The 19049-nt window shown below is 65.2% G+C and carries 7 protein-coding genes; 4 read left to right on the top strand and 3 right to left on the bottom strand.

The window, feature by feature from the left end:
- Positions 1-498: 498 nt before the first annotated feature.
- The 3 genes from SR858_RS27400 to SR858_RS27410 all read left to right on the top strand — a co-directional run bounded on the left by SR858_RS27400 (position 499) and on the right by SR858_RS27410 (position 11871).
- Positions 499-8181: a hypothetical protein gene (locus SR858_RS27400; RefSeq protein WP_019924529.1), complete on the top strand. Its 7683-nt coding sequence runs from the start codon at positions 499-501 to the stop codon at positions 8179-8181.
- A 199-nt stretch (positions 8182-8380) separates the two neighbouring features.
- Positions 8381-10531, top strand: coding sequence for a peptidase domain-containing ABC transporter (locus SR858_RS27405; protein WP_019924528.1), 2151 nt, complete (start codon positions 8381-8383; stop codon positions 10529-10531).
- Complete coding sequence (locus tag SR858_RS27410) at positions 10504-11871, top strand: HlyD family type I secretion periplasmic adaptor subunit (protein WP_019924527.1); 1368 nt, start codon at positions 10504-10506, stop codon at positions 11869-11871. The genes SR858_RS27405 and SR858_RS27410 overlap by 28 nt, the downstream gene beginning before the upstream one ends.
- 275 nt (positions 11872-12146) lie before the next feature.
- Here SR858_RS27410 and SR858_RS27415 read toward each other — a convergent pair whose 3' ends face one another.
- Positions 12147-13028 carry a glycosyltransferase family 2 protein gene (locus SR858_RS27415; protein WP_019924526.1) on the bottom strand — a complete coding sequence of 294 codons (882 nt, stop codon included), beginning with the start codon at positions 13026-13028 and terminating at the stop codon, positions 12147-12149.
- Positions 13029-13193: 165 nt separating this feature from the next.
- The gene (locus SR858_RS27420; RefSeq protein WP_026637778.1) at positions 13194-16406 is read right to left on the bottom strand and encodes an O-linked N-acetylglucosamine transferase family protein; all 3213 of its coding nucleotides are present in this window, start codon (positions 16404-16406) and stop codon (positions 13194-13196) included.
- A gap of 183 nt (positions 16407-16589) precedes the next feature.
- Here SR858_RS27420 and nudC point away from each other — a divergent pair, with 183 nt between their 5' ends.
- Positions 16590-17405 carry an NAD(+) diphosphatase gene (gene nudC / locus SR858_RS27425; RefSeq protein ID WP_019924524.1) on the top strand — a complete coding sequence of 272 codons (816 nt, stop codon included), beginning with the start codon at positions 16590-16592 and terminating at the stop codon, positions 17403-17405.
- Here nudC and SR858_RS27430 read toward each other — a convergent pair.
- The gene (locus SR858_RS27430) at positions 17402-19042 is read right to left on the bottom strand and encodes a M20/M25/M40 family metallo-hydrolase (protein ID WP_019924523.1); all 1641 of its coding nucleotides are present in this window, start codon (positions 19040-19042) and stop codon (positions 17402-17404) included. The two genes, nudC and SR858_RS27430, sit on opposite strands and share 4 nt — an antisense overlap.
- Positions 19043-19049 lie beyond the last annotated feature (7 nt).

A 19049-nucleotide genomic window follows, 5' to 3' on the forward strand; every position in this document is an offset into this window, starting at 1 on the left:
TCAGCAAGTAACTCGGCTATACTTCGCGCTACTTCGGGCGTTCCGGGTAGCTGGTCAGCTCCCCAGCGGTTGAAAAAAACCTATTTTATTCAAAGACTTATGTTTTTGGATGCGCAATGAATCAAGCTGCATTGGAATATTTTTCCTGACGGGAATAAGTTTACTTAGTGGAAGATTCGCGCCGGTCGCCCTGTAACCATGCCGCCGGCTGTCTTTCTCATTGGGCGCTTTGCCCCCGGATTCTTGTGGTGAATTAGATAAGTAATATTTTTTGCATATTGCGCAACGAAAAAAGCTCCTACCGTTTGCTAAAGTTAACATTTTTGTTGACGTAAAGAACGATACGAGCGCCTTGTTGCGACGGTAGTCACGGGTTGGTTGTAAATACATATTAATAAAACGGCATATTGCCACTGACGAAGGCCAACGACGACGGACAGGGCCGTCGTTAACTTTTGGACAGACATCGAATCAGCGCCTTCTTTTAGGAGAATTACAATGGGCTATTTCACCGGTTTAAGCACGCAAAACGTTGCCGCAATTTCCACCACGCAGATCGCTGCGCTGGGGACTTCCAATTTCACGGATCTGACGTCTGATCAGATTGTGGCGCTGACCACCGACCAGGTGATTGCGCTGCGTTCGCAGCAAATAGCCGCCATCTCCACGGGCACCATTTCGCGCATGGCCACCGAGGACTTCGCCGCCCTCACCACCAGCGCCCTGGGCGGCCTGACCACTGCGCAAGTACGTGCGCTGTCGTCCGACCAGATCGTGGCACTGACCACCAGCCAGGCTGGCGCGCTGACCACCGCGCAAGTTGCCGCCTTCGGCACCGACGCCATCGTCGCACTGGAAACCGCTGATTTCGTCGCCCTCAAGACCGCGTCGATCGCGGCCCTGACCACCGCCCAGGTCAAGGCCCTGACGACCAGCCAGATCGTCGCGCTGTCCACCGCCGCCGCCAACGCCCTGACCAGCCAGCAAGTTGCCGCCTTCACCACCGACGCCATCGTTGCGCTGGAAACGGCCGACCTGGCCGCCCTGAAAACCGCCTCGATCGCCGCGCTGACCAGCGCGCAAGTGGCCGCCCTGACCACCACCCAGGTGCAGGCGCTGTCCACTGCTGCGCTGTCGGCCATCTCCACGGCCAATATCGCCAACGGCCTGACCACTGACCAGATCGTCGCCCTGTCGTCGAGCCAGGTTGCGGGCCTGACCACCGCGCAAGTGGCCGCGCTGTCGACCGCCAGCATCGTTGCGCTGGAAACGGCCGACCTGGCCGGCCTGACCACCGCCGGTGTTGCCTCCCTGCGCACGGCGCAAGTGGCTGCCCTGACGACCGGCCAACTGGTCACCCTGTCCACCAACCAGATCGCCGCGCTGACCACCGCCGGCGCTGCCGCACTGACCACCGACCAGATCGTTGCCTTGACCACCACCCAGGCTGGCGCCCTGACCAGCCAGCAAGTGGCCGGCCTGTCCACCGCCGCGATTGCCGCCCTGGAAACCGCCGACTTCGCTGCGCTGAAAACCGCCAGCCTGGCTGCGCTGACCACCAACCAGGTGCGTGCGCTGACTACCGACCAGGTGGTTGCCTTGAGCACCGCCGGCGCCAATGCGCTGACCACCCAGCAAGTTGCCGCTCTGACCACCGACGCCATTGTGGCGCTGGAAACTGCCGACCTGGTTGCGCTGAAAACTGCGGCAATCGCCGGCCTGACCTCGGCGCAAGTGGCCGCGATCACCACCGCCCAGGTGCAAGCACTGTCCACCGCTGCGCTGTCGGCCATCTCCACCGCCAACATCGCCAACGGTCTGACCACCGACCAGATCGTTGCCCTGTCGTCGAGCCAGGTTGCCGGTCTGACCACCGCGCAAGTGGCCGCGCTGTCGACCGCCAGCATCGTTGCGCTGGAAACGGCCGACCTGGCCGGCCTGTCCACCGCTGACATCGCCGCCCTGCGCACCGTGCAGGTGGCCGCCCTGACCACCGGTCAACTGGTCACCCTGTCCACCAACCAGATCGCCGCGCTGACCACCGCCGGCGCTGCCGCGCTGACCACCGACCAGATCGTTGCCCTGACCACCACCCAAGCCGGCGCACTGACCAGCCAGCAAGTGTCCGGCCTGTCCACCGCCGCGATTGCCGCCTTGGAAACGGCCGACTTCGCCGCCCTGAAAACCGCCAGCCTGGCTGCGCTGACCACCAACCAGGTGCGTGCGCTGACCACCGACCAGGTGGTTGCCTTGAACACCGCCGGCGCCGCTGCGCTGACCACGCAGCAAGTGGCCGCGTTCACCACCGACGCCATCGTCGCGCTGGAAACGGCCGACCTGGCCGCCCTTAAAACCGCGTCGTTTGCCGCACTGACGTCGGCGCAAGTGGCCGCGATCACCACCGCCCAGGTACAAGCACTGTCCACCGCTGCGCTGTCGGCCATCTCCACCGCCAATATCGCCAATGGCCTGACCACCGACCAGATCGTTGCCCTGTCGTCGAGCCAGGTTGCCGGCCTGACCACCGCGCAAGTGGCGGCGTTGTCCACCAATAGCATCGTCGCGCTGGAAACGGCCGACCTGGCCGGCCTGTCCACCGCCGATATCGCCGCCCTGAAAACTGCGCAGGTTGCCGCCCTGACCACCGACCAGCTGGTGGCCCTGTCGAGCACCCAGGTGGCTGCCTTTACCACCGCCGGCGCTGCTGCGCTGACCACTGACCAGATCGTTGCCCTGACCACGGCCCAAGCCGGTGCGCTGACCAGCCAGCAAGTCGCTGCGCTGTCCACCAACGCCATCGTGGCGCTGGAAACGGCCGACTTCGCCGCGCTGAAAACCGCTGCTGTCGCCGCATTGACCACCAACCAGATCAAGGCGCTGACCACCGACCAGGTCGTTGCACTGACCACGGCCGGCGCTGGTGCGCTGACCACCCAGCAAGTTGCCGCCTTCACCACCGACGCCATCGTCGCACTGGAAACGGCCGACCTGCGTGGCCTGGATACCGCCTCGTTTGCCGCGCTGACCTCGGCCCAGGTTGCCGCCCTGACCACCGTCCAGGTACAAAGCCTGAGCACGTCGGCCCTGGCTGCATTGACCACGGCGAACATCGCCAACGGCCTGACCACCGACCAGATCGTTGCACTGAGCTCGAGCCAGGTTGCCGGTCTGACCACCGCGCAAGTCGGCGCGTTGTCCACCAATAGCATCGTCGCGCTGGAAACGGCCGACCTGGCCGGTCTCTCCACCGCCGCCATCGCTGCCCTGAAAACCACGCAAGTTGCCGCGCTGACCACCGACCAGGTAGTTGCCCTGTCGAACACCCAGGTGGCAGCGTTCACCACCGCCGGTATCGCCGCGCTGACCACCGACCAGGTGGTTGCCTTGACCACCGGCCAGGCCAATGCGTTGACCACCGCGCAAGTGGCAGCCCTGTCCACCAACGCCATCGTGGCGCTGGAAACGGCCGACTTTGCCGCGCTGAAAACCGCCGGTGTTGCCGCTCTGACCACCAACCAGATCCGCGCCCTGACCACCGACCAGGTCGTCGCACTGACCACCGCTGGCGCCGGCGCGCTGACCACCCAGCAAGTTGCCGCCTTCACCACCGACGCCATCGTCGCCCTGGAAACGGCCGACCTGCGTGGCCTGGACACCGCTTCGTACGCTGCGCTGACCTCGGCGCAAGTCGCTGCCCTGACCACGGCCCAGGTGCAGAGCCTGAGCACGACGGGTCTGGCCGCCCTGACCACGGCCAATATCGCCAACGGCCTGACTACCGACCAGATCGTCGCCCTGACCTCGAGCCAGATCGCCGGTCTGACCACCGCGCAAGTGGGTGCCTTGTCCACGGCCAGCATCGTCGCGCTGGAAACGGCCGACCTGGCCGGCCTGACCACCGCCGGCGTCGCCGCCCTGAAAACGGCACAAGTCGCCGCCCTGACGACCGACCAGCTGGTGGCCCTGTCCACCAACCAAATCGTCGCGCTGACCACCGCTGGCGCTGCCGCTCTGACCACCGACCAGATCGTTGCTCTGACCACCAACCAGGCCGGCGCACTGACCAGCCAGCAAGTGGACGGCCTGTCCACCGCCGCGATTGCCGCCCTGGAAACGGCCGACTTCGCTGCGCTGAAAACCTCCAGCCTGGCCGCGTTGACCACCAACCAGGTACGCGCCCTGACCACCGACCAGATCGTGGCCTTGAGTACCATCGCCGCCAACGCGCTGACCACCGCGCAAGTGGCTGCCCTGACCACCGACGCCATCGTGGCGCTGGAAACGGCCGATTTCGCTGCGCTGAAAACTGCCGCAATCGCCGGTCTGACCTCGGCGCAAGTGGCCGCGATCACCACCGCGCAGGTGCAGGCCCTGACCACCGCGTCGCTGGCCGCACTGTCCACGGCCAATATCGCCAACGGCCTGACCACCGACCAGGTTGTCGCGCTGAGCTCGAGCCAGGTTGCGGCCCTGACCACCGCGCAAGTGGGCGCGTTGTCCACCAATAGCATCGTCGCGCTGGAAACGGCCGATCTGGCCGGCCTGACCACCGCCGGTGTCGCCGCCCTGAAAACGGCACAGGTCGCCGCCCTGACGACCGACCAGCTGGTGGCCCTGTCCACCAACCAGATCGTCGCGCTGACCACCGCCGGCGCTGCCGCGCTGACCACCGACCAGATCGTTGCCTTGACCACCACCCAGGCCGGCGCCCTGACCAGCCAGCAAGTGGCCGGCCTGTCCACCGCCGCGATTGCCGCCCTGGAAACGGCCGACTTCGCTGCGCTGAAAACCGCCAGCCTGGCTGCGCTGACCACCAACCAGGTGCGTGCGCTGACCACCGACCAGGTGGTTGCCTTGAACACCGCCGGCGCCGCGGCGCTGACCACGCAGCAAGTGGCCGCGTTCACCACCGACGCCATCGTCGCGCTGGAAACGGTTGACCTGGCGGCACTGAAAACCGCGTCGTTCGCCGCGCTGACCTCGGCGCAGGTGGCCGCGATCACCACCGCCCAGGTGCAAGCGCTGTCCACCGCTGCGCTGTCGGCCATCTCCACGGCCAATATCGCCAGCGGCCTGACCACCGACCAGATCGTCGCCCTGTCGTCGAGCCAGGTTGCCGGTCTGACCACCGCGCAAGTGGCGGCGTTGTCCACCAATAGCATCGTCGCGCTGGAAACGGCCGACCTGGCCGGCCTGTCCACCGCCGACATCGCCGCCCTGAAAACCGCGCAGGTTGCCGCCCTGACCACCGACCAGCTGGTGGCCCTGTCGAGCACCCAGGTGGCTGCCTTTACCACCGCCGGCGCTGCTGCGCTGACCACCGACCAGATCGTTGCCCTGACCACGGCCCAAGCCGGTGCGCTGACCAGCCAGCAAGTCGCTGCGCTGTCCACCAACGCCATCGTGGCGCTGGAAACGGCCGACTTCGCCGCTCTGAAAACCGCTGCTGTCGCCGCGCTGACCACCAACCAGATCCGCGCCCTGACCACCGACCAGGTGGTTGCGCTGACCACGGCTGGCGCTGGTGCGCTGACCACCCAGCAAGTCGCCGCCTTCACCACCGACGCCATCGTCGCGCTGGAAACGGCCGACCTGCGTGGCCTGGACACCGCTTCGTACGCCGCGCTGACCTCGGCGCAAGTCGCTGCCCTGACCACGGCCCAGGTGCAGAGCCTGAGCACGACGGGCCTGGCCGCCCTGACCACGGCAAATATCGCCAACGGCCTGACCACGGACCAGATCGTCGCTCTGACCTCGAACCAGATCGCCGGCCTGACCACGGCCCAGGTTGGCGCCTTGTCCACCAACAGCATCGTTGCGCTGGAAACGGCCGACCTTGCCGGCCTGACCACCGCCGGCGTCGCGGCGCTGAAAACGGCGCAAGTTGCCGCGCTGACGACCGACCAGGTGGTTGCCTTGTCGAACACCCAGCTGGCTGCCGTGACCACCACCGGTATCGCCGCGCTGACCACCGACCAGGTCGTCGCCTTGACCACCGGCCAGGCCAACGCGCTGACCACGGCGCAAGCGGCAGCCCTGTCCACCAACGCCATCGTGGCGCTGGAGACGGCTGATTTCGCCGCGCTGAAAACCGCCAGCCTGGCCGCGCTGACCACCAGCCAGATCCGCGCCCTGACCACCGACCAGATCGTGGCCCTGAGCACCACCGCCGCCAACGCGCTGACCACGCAGCAAGTCGCCGCCCTGACCACCGACGCCATCGTGGCGCTGGAAACGGCCGACCTTGCCGCGCTGAAAACCGCTGCCATTGCCGGCCTGACCTCGGCGCAAGTGGCCGCGATCACCACCGCGCAAGTGCAGGCGCTGACCACCGCGTCGCTGTCGGCCCTGTCCACGGCCAACATTGCCAACGGCCTGACCACCGACCAGATCGTGGCGTTGAGCTCGAGCCAGGTCGCTGGCCTGACCACCGCGCAAGTGGGGGCGTTGTCGACCGCCAGCATCGTTGCGCTGGAAACGGCCGACCTGGCCGGCCTGACCACCGCTGGCGTTGCCGCGCTGAAATCGACGCAGATCGCCGCGTTGACCACCGACCAGGTGGCAGCATTGTCCAGCACCCAGCTGGCGGCCTTCACCACCGCCGGCATCCGTGCCCTGACCACCGACCAGGTGGTGGCGTTGACCACTGCCCAGGCTGGCGCACTTGGCACGCTGCAAGTGGCTGCACTGACCACCAATGCGGTTGCCGCGCTGGAAACGGCCGACCTGAACGCGCTGAAATCGACGTCGATTGCCGCGCTGACCACCACCCAGCTGCGTGCACTGACCACCGACCAGATCGGCAGCCTGACGACCGCGGCACTGGGCGCGCTGACCACGGCGCAAGTGGCCAACGGTCTGACGACCGACCAGATCGTTGCGCTGGGCACCAGCCAGGCCGCTGCGCTGAGCACCCTGCAGGTCTCGTCGCTGAGCACGACCAGTGTTGCTGCACTGGAAACGCAGGACCTGAACGCACTGAAAACGGAAGCGGTTGCCGCCCTGCGCACCAACCAGCTCGCTGCCATCACCACCGACCAGCTGTCGGCGCTGACCACGACCCAGATCGCCAGCCTGAGCACCACGGCCCTGGCCGCCGGCCTGACCACTGCACAAGCAGTGGCGCTGTCGAGCGACCAGATCAACGCGCTGACCAGCACCCAGCTGCGCGCGCTGTCCACCAGCAGCATCGCTGCCCTGGAGACTGCCGACATCGTGGCGCTGAAAACCGCGTCGCTGGCGGCGCTGACCACGCAGCAGTTCGTGAAGTTGACCACCGACCAGTTCGTGGCACTGTCCACCGACCAGATCAAGGCGCTGACCATGGCCCAGGTCGATGCGCTGTACGCCACGACGACGCTGAAAGCGGCGATCACGGCCGACCAGCAAGCAGCGATGCCACTGTCGAGCCCTATCGTTCTCGATCTGAACGGCAACGGCATCAACACCCTCAACCTGTCGGCCGGCGTGCAGTTCGATCTGCTGGCCACCGGTAACAAATCCAACGTCGGTTGGGTGGGTGGTGGCGATGGCCTGCTGGTCCTGGACCGCAACGGCGACGGCGTGATCAACAACGGTAGCGAACTGTTCGGCGAGGGCACCACCCTGGCCAACGGCCAGAAAGCGGCCAACGGCTACCAGGCGCTGGCGGAACTCGATGTCAACGGCGACGGCGTAATCGATGCCAAGGACACCCAGTTCAACAACCTGCGCGTGTGGGTCGATGGCAATGCCGACGGCGTCAGCCAGGCCGATGAACTGAAGTCGCTGGCCGACCTCAACATCGCCAAGCTGAACCTCGACGTGCAGAAAACGTCCATCGTCGATAACGGCAACCTGATCGGCATGGTCTCGACCTTCGAGACCACCGACGGCGCCGTGCACCAGGCAGCGGACGTCTGGTTCCAGGACAGCAGCAAGACTGCCGGCAGCCTGACCTCGTCGGTGAGCAGCCTGTCGAACGCCTTGTCGAGCTTTGACGCGGCAGCCACCAGCACCGCCAACACGGCCAAGCTGGAACTGCCATCGAGCGTGAACTCGCAAGTGGCCGCCATGGCCAGCGCCATCGGCAACTTCGAGCACAAGCTGACCGCCTCGACCCACCAGGCGGCCACCGAAGACTCGCTGCGCCTCAAAGCGCTGCAAGGCGGCCATGGCCAAGGCATCCTGGCAGCCAAGTAAGCTGACGTAGTTGCACCATGAGAGCGGCAAGACCTGCGGGTCTTGCCGTTTTTTTTTCGGAGCACGCAGCGATTTCATCTGTCGAACAGAAATGTAAAATGGGTTGTGCTTCCAAACAACAAAATCCCCCGAAGCAACACCTTGGCGGGTAAAATTCCAAGGCTGGTATCACTCCGGTTCCCCACTCCCACCAGGCCCTATGCAAGATAAATTTCCCCACACCGCGGTACAGTGCCTGACAGCGATCGCACAGCATCACGGCCTGCAAATCAACCCCGAACGCCTGATCGACGAGTACGCGCTGCGCGCGGAAGAGCCGGGCAACGGCATGCTGCTGCGCATGGCGTCCGAGATCGGCCTGAAAGCCAAGGCCGACAAGCTGACCTGGTCGCGCCTGCTGGCGCAGGGCGGCGTGTTCCCGCTGATGGCGCGCCTGATCAGCGGCAACATGGTCATCATCGTCGGCGTCAAGCCGGGCGAGGACGGCGCCCCCGACCAGGTGGCGGTACTGAACCCGGCGCTGGCCAACGCCACCGTGATCATGGTCGCGCGCGCCGAGTTCGAGCAGCGCTGGCAGGGCGAGGTGCTGTTCGTCAAGCGCGAGCACAAGTTTACCGACCCGCACCAGCCGTTCGGCCTGCGCTGGTTCATTCCCGAAATCCTGCGCCAGAAGGCGGCGTTCCGCGACATTTTCATTGCCGCCATCGCCATGCAGATCCTGGCGCTGGCGTCGCCGATCTTCTTCCAGCTGGTGATCGACAAGGTGCTCACGCACCAGAGCGTGACGACCTTGCAGGTGCTGGCCGTGGGCATCACCATGGCGCTGGTGTTCGACGCGCTGTTCGGCTTCCTGCGCCAGACCCTGACGCTCGCCGCCAGTAATAAAATCGACATGCGCCTGACGCGCCGCGTGTTCGGCCACCTGCTGTCCCTGCCCATCGACTTTTTCGAGACCACCAGCGCCGGCGTCATCACGCGCCACATGCAGCAGCTCGAAAAGATCCGCAGCTTCCTTACCGGCCGGCTGTTCTTCACCGCGCTCGACCTGATCTCGCTGCTGGTGTTCATTCCGATTTTGTTCAGCTACTCGTTCAAGCTGACCCTGATCGTGCTGCTGTTCGCGGCGCTGATCGGCGGCGTGGTGCTGGCCATGGTGCCCACCTTCCAGCGCCGCCTCAACGCGCTGTACACGGCCGAGGGCCAGCGCCAGGGCATGCTGGTGGAAACCATCCACGGCATGCGCACGGTCAAGGCGCTGGCGATCGAGGCGTCACAGCGCCGCACCTGGGACCAGCGCTCGGCCGAGGCGATCACCATGCACTTCCGGGTGGGGCAGATTTCGATCGCCGGCAATGCCGTCACCGATTTCCTCGGCAAGCTGCTGCCGGTCACGCTGATCGTGGTGGGCGCGGCCGACGTGTTCGACAGTACCCTGTCGGTCGGTGCGCTGATCGCGTTCCAGATGCTGTCGGGCCGCGTCACGCAGCCGCTCATTTCGCTCGTCGGCCTGGTCAACGAATACCAGGAAACCGCGCTGTCGGTGCGCATGCTGGGCGAGGTGATGAACCGCGCGCCGGAAGGCCGCGCCGGCGCCACCGGCCTGCGTCCGCAACTGGATGGCGAAATCAGGTTCGACAACGTGATCTTCCGCTATCCCGGTGCGCAGAACCTGGCCCTCAACAAGGCCAGCTTTACCATCGAGCAGGGCACGGTGGTGGGTATCGTCGGCCGTTCCGGTTCCGGCAAGACCACCTTGACCAAGCTGATCCAGGGCCTGTACCCGCTACAGGAAGGCATCGTCCGCTTCGACGGCATCGACGCGCGCGAGATCGAGCTGTCGCACCTGCGGCGCCAGATCGGCGTGGTGTTGCAGGAGAATTTCCTGTTCCGCGGCACGGTGCGCGAGAACCTGTCGGTGACCAAGCCCGATGCCCCGTTCGAGGAACTGGTGGCGGCAGCCGTCGCGGCCGGCGCCGACGAATTCATCGAGCGGCTGCCCCAGGGCTACGACACCATCCTGGAAGAGAACGCCTCCAACCTGTCCGGCGGCCAGAAGCAGCGACTGTCGATCGCGCGCACGCTGGTGGCGCGCCCGCGCATCCTTATCCTGGACGAGGCCGCCTCCGCGCTGGACCCGGAATCGGAAGCGATCTTCATTAAAAATCTGTCGAAGATCGCGGTGGGCCGCACGGTGGTGATGATTTCGCACCGCCTGTCCACGCTGGTCAATGCCGACAAAATCATGGTCATGCAGCAAGGCTCCCTGGTGGATGCCGGCCGGCATGAAGAACTGCTTACCCGTAGCGACACTTACCAGCATTTATGGAACCAGCAAACAAGCCACCTGTAAATCCGGCCAAGGTCCGCCAGCAAAAGGATCAGACCGAGATCGACTTCCTGCCGGACGCCGACGCCATCGAGCGCGGCCCGCTGCCGCGCTTCGTGCAACTGACCCTGCACCTGCTGGTGCTCACGCTGGTCGGCTTCATCGTCTGGGCCAGCGTCTCGCCGATCGACAAGGTCGTCATCGCCCATGGCCGCCTGGTCAACCCGCTGCCGAATATCGTGCTGCAGCCGCTCGATACGTCGATTATCCAGAGCATCGACGTGCGGGTGGGACAAATCGTCAAAAAGGGCCAGTTGCTGGCCACGCTCGACCCCACCTTCAGCGCGGCCGATGAAAGCCAGCTGCGCATCCGTCTCGACAGCCTGAACAACCAGGCCGCCGGCCTGCGTGCCGAACTGGGCGGCAAGGCTGGCAGCACCGAGGCGGGCAGCGACGACGCCCGCCTGCAGCAGCAGCTGTCGCTGGAACGGCGCGGCAACTACGAGGCGCAAAAATCGAAGATGGATCAGAACATCGCACGCCTGCGCGCCGGCCTGGAAACCAACAAGCACGACCAGGTGGTGCTGGCCCAGCGCGTCAAATCCCTGCGCGAAGTGGAGGCGATGCAGGAGCAACTGGTCGCCGAGAACTTCGGCGCCAAGATGCATTTGCTCGAAGCGCGCGACCGCCGCCTGGAAGTCGAGCGCGACATGGATATGCAGCGCAACAAGGCGGTCGAGATGGCCAGCGAACTGGCGTCGGTACAGGCCGAGCGCGCCGCGTTCGAGCGCAGCTGGCGGCAAAAGGCGATGGAAGATCTGCTGTCCGCCACGCGCGACCGCGACGGCATCAACGAGCAGCTGTCGAAGGCCGACAAGCGCCTGAAAATGGTGCAGATGGTCGCGCCAGCCGACGGCGTGGTGCTGGAAATCGCCAAGTTCTCGGTGGGGTCCGTGATCCGCGAGGCCGAACAGATGTTCACGCTGGTGCCGCTGGGCGCCGAGCTGGAAGCGGAAGTGCAGATCGACTCGGTCGATATCGGCTTCATCAAGACCGGCATGCCGGCCCACATCAAGGTCGATGCGTTCACGTTCATGAAGCACGGCATGTTGGAGGGCAAGGTGCGCACGGTGAGCCAGGATTCGTTCAAGCGCGACACCGCCGACAAGAACGGCGGCGGCCTCGACACCTATTACCTGAGCCGGATTCCGTACACGGGGGCATTGAAGAAGGTGGCGCCGGGCACGCAACTGCTGCCCGGTATGACGGTCTCGGCGGAAATCGTGGTGGGCCAGCGCACCGTGATGTCGTACCTGCTGTACCCGCTCACGCGGGCGCTGGACGAGTCGATACGCGAACCGTAATCCGGCACCAATGTCGGTAACGAAAACCGCTGCTTGTCAGCGGCGGCGGTTCCTGTATCGATGCTGGATTACTCTGCTGCAGGCGCGTCCGGCGTTAGATATCGGATGATGCGGGCGCCTTCCAGCAAGACCGTGAATTGCCAGACCGTTGGCGCGCGCCGTGGGCCTGTGCTGCCTAACCGGAATTGAGCACGCGTTTGAACGCCCCTTCGAGGGCGGCTGGATGATGCGGCATCGGTCGATATGAGATATAAAATTCTTTTCGAAATGACAGATCAGACTTGCCGGAGAGTGGCCACGTAGTCTCGGTAGCGCTGGTGTGCCGGCGCCATTTGCACGAATACGTCGTGCAAACGGGCGCTGACGTCGGCCACCTGGGCCTCCAGCGCGAGTAACTCTTCGGTGTTGATGACGCCGGCCTCATGACTGACAACGAGCAGATCGATGTAGTCCGAAAAACAGTTGCCGAAATACGGATTGGCATTGATATTGGAATTCGACTCGAGCCGGGGGTCGTGGCGGAAATAAGTGAGCTCTTCATCGATATAGAAGGCCTGGCCGTCGCGCGCCAGGTTGATGTAAGCCGCCACGTCCGCCAGACCGCGCGTGAAATCGTGGCGGCCGATGCGGAACAGGTCCTTGTAGCCGATCGCCCACAACTTATCGCGGCGGAACATGATGCTGGAAAATTCGCCAACAAAGTTGCGCATGCCCAAAGCCATCGAGCGCTGCATGTCGCGCCCGTCGAGGTTGCCGTTGGCCTCGTAGGGGCGGCGGACATCGGTGCGCTGGTTGTCGGAATTGATGACCTGCGAAGCGGAAAAGATCAGCTGGTTTTGCGGCGACATTTCCATTGCCGACACCATGCGCTCGATACAAAACGGATGCAGCAGGTCGTCGTCGAACAGCGGCTTGATGTACTTGCCCTTGGCAGAGAACAGCACCGACAGCACATTGTCCTCGCGGATCACCGTGTTGCGCTGATAAATTACCCACGGAAAGCGCGCACAGATATCCTTGATATCCTCGGTGGGACAGTTATCGCTGACCAGGATTTCCGTGTTCAGGTAAGTCTGTCCGATGGCTGAACGTAAACATGCCTCGAAATGGACTGCCTTGTACGACGGGATGACAATGCTGACTTTGGGTAGAGACATGATGGCTGTAGTAACCGGAGTAACCGGAGTAGCGATAACAGCTGCAAGCAGGCTTCTGGCCGGCAGCCGGCGTCTGGATCGAAGGGTCTCGAAGTTGATTTTAAATAATGACAGATGAAATGCCGCGTTGCAAGTCTGGGACACCGCAGAAGGCGTGCCCTGCGGCTAGCTGGCCACTGCCGTGATCACATATTGCCACGGCAACGCATCTTCCACCGCCTGTACCGGATCGATGCCCGACGCGCCGGCCATCAGGCGGATCGCCGCCAGGTACTTTTCACGGGCCGGTTCGTCGATGATGCGGGCGCTGCCGCCGCTGACCTGGAAACCCGCCTGCTGGAACAGGTCAAGCGCAGTGCCGCGCGTAAATACCCGCTTGCGCGACTTGTCCAGTCCATCGGCGCCGTAGCGCAGGTCGCCCGCGTTCAGCCGTGCCTGGGTGCTCCAGTGCTGGAAGTTGTTGATTGTGGCAACGATCTTGCCGCCGGGGGCGATGCTGGTGCGGATTTTTTGCAGCAGGCTCCACGGGTCGTCCATGTGCTCGAGCGACTGGTCCAAAATCCAGCAGTCGGCGCCGCGCACGTGGTCCCAGAAGGCTGCACCGGTGGTGTCGATGTGGTCGTGGAACACGAAGTCGCAATGCTGGCGGGCGGCCTGGGCCGGGCCTGGTTCCGCTTCGATGCCGGTGATGTTGCAGACCGGGTTACGCTGGCGGTATGCGCGCGCGAACGTGCCGTCGCCGCAGCCCACTTCCACCAGCTTGCGCGCCGTTACCGGCACGAATTGCAGCAGGTCGACATTGACCGTGGTGGCGGCGCCGGGCAGGTCGTAGTGGTGGGCCAGGACCGGCTTTACCGTACCGGCTGCGGAGCGCTGCAGGAAGCGGGGCGTGTGGGCGCCGGCGCCGCCTGCGAGATCGGCACGCACCCAGTCGAGGTGCCTGATCAGGTCCGGATTGCCGCCGTGGTCGAGGGCCAGCATGGCGGCGATCAGCGGCGCGCCGTGCTTGATCGGCAGGGGCCACTGGCGCACCACGTCGAGGTTGACCAGCAGGCAGGCCGGATCCAGGTAGCGCAAGGCGCCGTCGGGGCGGGCATAACCGAGTTCGTTCACCGCGTGGATGGCGCCCACGCCATACATGCCGGGCGCCAGCTCGGCGTGCAATGCCGCCAGCAGGCCGTCATTGACCAGCTCCACGTCGGGAGCGAGCAGCAGCGCCTCGCCCGACAGGCCCAGGTGCTCGATGGCCCAGGCCAGGCCGGGGCCGTGGCCGATGTCGTAGCCAAAAGCGATGAACTCGACATTGTCGTACCGGGCGGCGATGGCGCGGATGCGCTCGGCGACGTCCGGGTTGGAACCGTCGATGATGGTCACGCGGTTGCTGTGGAAGCGGCGCACACTGGCCAGCAAGGTGTCGATCTGTTGCGGCGCATTGTGCGAGACGGTGATGATCGGAATCTGGTCCAGCCTTGCCGGCACGGTTGCCGGCGAGGGCCGTACGGCGTGCGCCGGTGCGGGCAGGCGCGGTGCGGCTGGCTTGGCCACGCGCTGCAAGGCCGCCTCGAAGTTGCGCACGAAGCGCGGGCTGTCGAATAGCGCACAGTTGAGGCGGTTGGTGGCCAGCTGGCGTTTCATGGCGGCGATGCGGGCCGGGTCGTGGGCCAGGGCCACGGCCAGTTCCTCGTAGTCGGCCAGGTTGTCGGTGATCAGCTGCGGCAAGTCCACCGCGCGCAGCAGGCTGCCGGCCATGCGCGACGAGAAGGTGCGCCCGGTGCGGGTAATCAGCGGCAGGCCGGCCCACAGGGCGTCGCTGGCGGTGGTGCCGGCGTTGAACGGATACGTATCGAGGAACAGGTCGGCCAGCTGGTAGCGCGCCAGGTACTCGGCCGGCACCGCGCGGCTGTTGAAGATCAGGCGCTGGCGGGCGATGCCGGCTTGTTCCGCGTAGCGCCACAGGTTGTCGCGCACTTCGGGGTAATCGGCTACCAGCCACAGCACGCTGTTCGGTACGCGGCGCAGGATGTTCATCCAGCTGGCGAACATCTCCTCGGTGAACTTGAAGTTGTTGTTGAACGAGCAGAACACAAAAGCGTCGTCGGGCAGGTTGACGCTGGCGCGCGTGGGCGTGGGCGCGATCGGGCGCTGGCGGTCGTTGATCTGGAATGCGTCGGGCATGGTCAGCGGCTTTTCGCTGAAATGCTCGGCCATCTCCGGCGTGATCAAAAATTCGTCCGCCACCACGTAGTCGATGCCGGGCAGGCCGGTGCTGCCGGGGAAGCCCAGGTAGGTCATCTGCACCGGCGCCGGCCGGTAGGCCAGGATGTTCGGCCGTGCGCCCAGCGTCAGGCCGTGCAGGTCTACCAGGATGTCGATTTCGTGGGCGCGGATGGTGCGTGCGGCCTGCTCGTCGGTCAGGTGGTCGATGCGGATGTAATGGTCCATGGCCTTGACCACGCGCGCCCGCAGCGGCGAGCCATCCTCGCGGCTCCAGCTGAAGGCATAGACCTCGACCTTGCTGCGGTCGTGCAGCTCGTACAGCTCGGCAGTGAGGATCGAGACCGCGTGCGAGCAAAAGTCCGACGACAGGTAGCCGATGCGCAGGCGCGCGTGGTCGTAGCCGTGTTCGCCGGTCAGCGGGGCGACGGCGGCGTTGACCTTTTCCACCACGAAGCGGCGCGCGGCGGCCAGCTGCATGGCCGGATCGTCGGACGCGCTGAGCATGGCCAGCGCCGACGTGCCCTCCAGCATGGTGGCCTGCGAAATATGTTCGAGGCCGCTGTACACGGGCCAGGCGCACTGCTTCTGGCGCAGGTGCACCCAGTGCGTCATCACGTTGGCTTGCTGCGGATCGACGTGCAGGCTGCGCGCCAGCATTGCTTCCGCTTCCGGGTAGCGTCGGCGGATTTCCAGCAGGCGCCCCAGGTTGTTGAGGGTTTGCACGTACAGCGCAGGCGTGGTCTTGATGTCCGGCACCAGGCCGTCATCGAGGATCGATTGCCACATGGCCAGCGCCGCATCGGGACGGCCGGTGCGCTCGAGCAGGCTGCCCAGGTTCAGGCGCGCCTCGACAAAATTGGCATTGTTGGCGATGGCTTGGCGCAAGGCTGCCTCGGCGCCCACGTCGTCGCCGGTCTGGGACAGCACCACCGCCAGGTTGAAGCAGGCGGCATAGATCAGCCTTGTGTCGCTGTGGGCGATCCAGGTGCGGTAGAGGGCAATGGCCACCTGCGGCTGGCCGCTTTCGGTCAGCACCGCCGCTGCGGCGAACAGGTCGGCGATCGCCAGCCGCCCTTGCGCCGCCAGCGCCATCACATTGTCCAGCGCACTGGCGGGGGTGTTCGTCACGGTAGGGGCGGCGGCAGGGTCAGGAGTGGTCATGAAGGCAGGGTCAGGTAACAAAAAGACGGCACAAGTGTTCACCTATCATACCGTTTCGCTGCAGGGACATGGTCACATTTTGGCCGTGAAGCAACAATGTAAAACCCTGCCTGATCGGGGGATGGCGATGGGCAAATCTGAAAGGCGGTAAGATGGGACCCCGCCTGTCACCGAGCCCGCCTTATGCTGTCTACGCCCGCTACCTTCGAACCCCTGATCCGCCCGCAAGCGGCCGACGCGCCGCGCACCTTTGTCTTCCACCGCGGAGAGTTGTTGCTAAACAACGCCACGCTGGGGTTGCCGGCGCCCGCCATCGTTGCGGCGTTGCCGATTGCCCCCGAACGCATCCACGCGCTGGGTTTGTGGGAGGGCGTTTACTACCAGCTGGCCTGGCTCGACGCACCGCTGGCGCCGGACGCGGAGCACGGCTACCACGGCCTGCGTTCGCTGTTCGGGGTGCTGGACGACGGTTTCCTGGGACTGGCCGGCCGCGCCTTCCAGCTGGCCGAATGGGCGCGCACCCACCGCTATTGCGGCGTCTGCGCGACGCCGATGGCACAGTTGCAGGGCGAGCGCTGCTACAAGTGCCCGAACTGCGGCATGATGGCCTACCCGCGCATCTCGCCGGCCATGATGGTCCTGATCCGCAAGGGCGACCAGGTGTTGCTGGCGATGCACACCAATTCGCCGTACAAGCGCTATACCGCGCTGGCTGGCTTCGTCGAGGCCGGCGAATCGATCGAGGAGGCGGTGCATCGCGAGGTGTACGAGGAAGTGGGCCTGCGGGTACACAACCTGCAATATTTCGCCAGCCAGTCGTGGCCGTTCCCCCATTCGCTGATGATCGCGTTCACTGCCGACTACCTCGACGGCGAAATCCGCCTCGATGACAGCGAGATCGCGGATGCGCGGTGGTTCGGACCGGAGGATGAATGGCCGGAGTCGCCGGTGGTGGTGTCGATTGCGGCCAGGTTGCTGGCGGCGCACAAGCCCGGTTAGCGTTTGAATTCGGCCTTTTCGCGCCACACGGGACCGTCCTTGCCCTGCGCGAACTGGTATCCCGCCTCGAACAGCAGGTTCATGTCCTGCACCGCGCCCCGTAAGTCCCATTTCGGGTCCACCACGTCGTGCACCGTGTGGTAGACCTGGGCGTGGTAGCGCATCAGCTTGTCCTTGCCCCATGCGGGCGGGCGGCCGACGTAGTCCGGGCTCTCGCCCAGGGCGACCACCGGCACGCCGGCGCGGGCGAATTCGAACTGGTCGCCACGGTAGATGTTGCCGAATTCGAGCGGGCCTTCCGGACGCAGCGTGCGGCCCTGGCGGCGTGCCACAGCGGCCACCACGTCGTCGGCGCTGGACTTGCCCATGCCGCGCAGCAGGACCGAGCTGGTGCGGCCCCAGACGTTGAGGCCGTGGATGTTCAGGTTCACCAGCGTGTTTTTTAACGGATACAGCGGCTGGCGCGCGTAGTGGCGGGCACCCAGCTGGCCGCGTTCCTCGGCGGTGGTGGCCAGGAACACGATGGTGCGCTTCGGTGGCACCGGCAGCGCCTGGTACGCTTTGGCGATTTCGAGCAGCGCGGCCACGCCGGCGGCGTTATCGAGCGCGCCGTGGAAGATCTGCTGCGCGCGCGGGCCGGGCAGGGTGTCGTCGAGGCCGAAATGGTCCCAGTGCGCGCTGTACAACACGACTTCGTGCTTCAGTTGCGGGTCCGACCCTTCGATGCGCGCCACCACGTTGCTGGTGGCAACCGTGCGCCAGGCGTTCACTTCCGTGAAATTGAGCGTGGCGCCCAGCGGTACCGGGTGGAAGTCGCGCTTGCCGGCCTGCCGGGTCAGCTTGTCGAGATCGAAACCTGCGGCCTTGACCAGCGTGCGGGCGCGGTCGTGCTGCAACCAGCCCGGCACCAGCGGAAAGTCCGGGTTTGGTTCCCTGCTGTCGAGGAAGAAATTTTCGTTGGTCCAGGTGTTGCGCAGCACCTCATACGAGGCGCCGGCCGTCTTCGGATCGTGGATGAGCAGCGCCCCGGCCGCACCAAGCCGTGCCGCCATCTCGAACTTGTAGGCCCAGCGGCCGTAGTAGCTGCCGGCGCCCGTGCCGAACTCCTTCACGCCGGGCGGATCGCCGGCCAGCATGACCAGGGTTTTGCCCTTGAGGTCGATACCCTTGTAGTCGTCCCAGCGCAACGCCGGCGCCTGGATGCCGTAGCCGACGAACACCAGCTCGGAACCATGGACGTCGATCTCTTTTTGCGGGCGTGCCGACCAGGCCACGTAGTCGTCGCCGAACTTGAGCTGGGTAGAGTTGCCACCGATGCTGTAGCTGAGCGTGGGATAGCTGGAAATGGCGGCCAGCGACACCGCCTGCACGTAGCTGCCGTCCGGGTTGCCGGGCGCCAGTCCGAGCTGCCTGAACTGTTGTTGCAGGTAGTCGATGGTGGTTTTTTCGCCGGGCGAGCCGGGCGCGCGGCCTTCGAACTGGTCGGACGACAAGGTGGTCACATGGGCCAGCCAGCTGGCGCTGTCGATGGCGCGGCGCGCTGCCGGCGACGGCTGCGCCGTCTGCGATGCAGGCGTGGCTGCCAGGCTGGATGAAATGCACAAGGCCACCAGCGCCGCCGACAGAAGGAGTTTCATAAAAAGC

Source organism: Duganella zoogloeoides, assembly GCF_034479515.1.
Taxonomy (GTDB): domain Bacteria; phylum Pseudomonadota; class Gammaproteobacteria; order Burkholderiales; family Burkholderiaceae_D; genus Rugamonas; species Rugamonas zoogloeoides.

Excerpts from the sequence above, each read along its gene's own strand:
- SR858_RS27430 (WP_019924523.1), bottom strand. The coding sequence starts at position 19,042 with ATGAAACTCCTTCTGTCGGCGGCGCTGGTGGCCTTGTGCATTTCATCC.
- nudC (WP_019924524.1), top strand. The coding sequence starts at position 16,590 with ATGCTGTCTACGCCCGCTACCTTCGAACCCCTGATCCGCCCGCAAGCG.
- SR858_RS27420 (WP_026637778.1), bottom strand. The coding sequence starts at position 16,406 with ATGACCACTCCTGACCCTGCCGCCGCCCCTACCGTGACGAACACCCCC.
- SR858_RS27400 (WP_019924529.1), top strand. The coding sequence starts at position 499 with ATGGGCTATTTCACCGGTTTAAGCACGCAAAACGTTGCCGCAATTTCC.
- SR858_RS27415 (WP_019924526.1), bottom strand. The coding sequence starts at position 13,028 with ATGTCTCTACCCAAAGTCAGCATTGTCATCCCGTCGTACAAGGCAGTC.
- SR858_RS27410 (WP_019924527.1), top strand. The coding sequence starts at position 10,504 with ATGGAACCAGCAAACAAGCCACCTGTAAATCCGGCCAAGGTCCGCCAG.
- SR858_RS27405 (WP_019924528.1), top strand. The coding sequence starts at position 8,381 with ATGCAAGATAAATTTCCCCACACCGCGGTACAGTGCCTGACAGCGATC.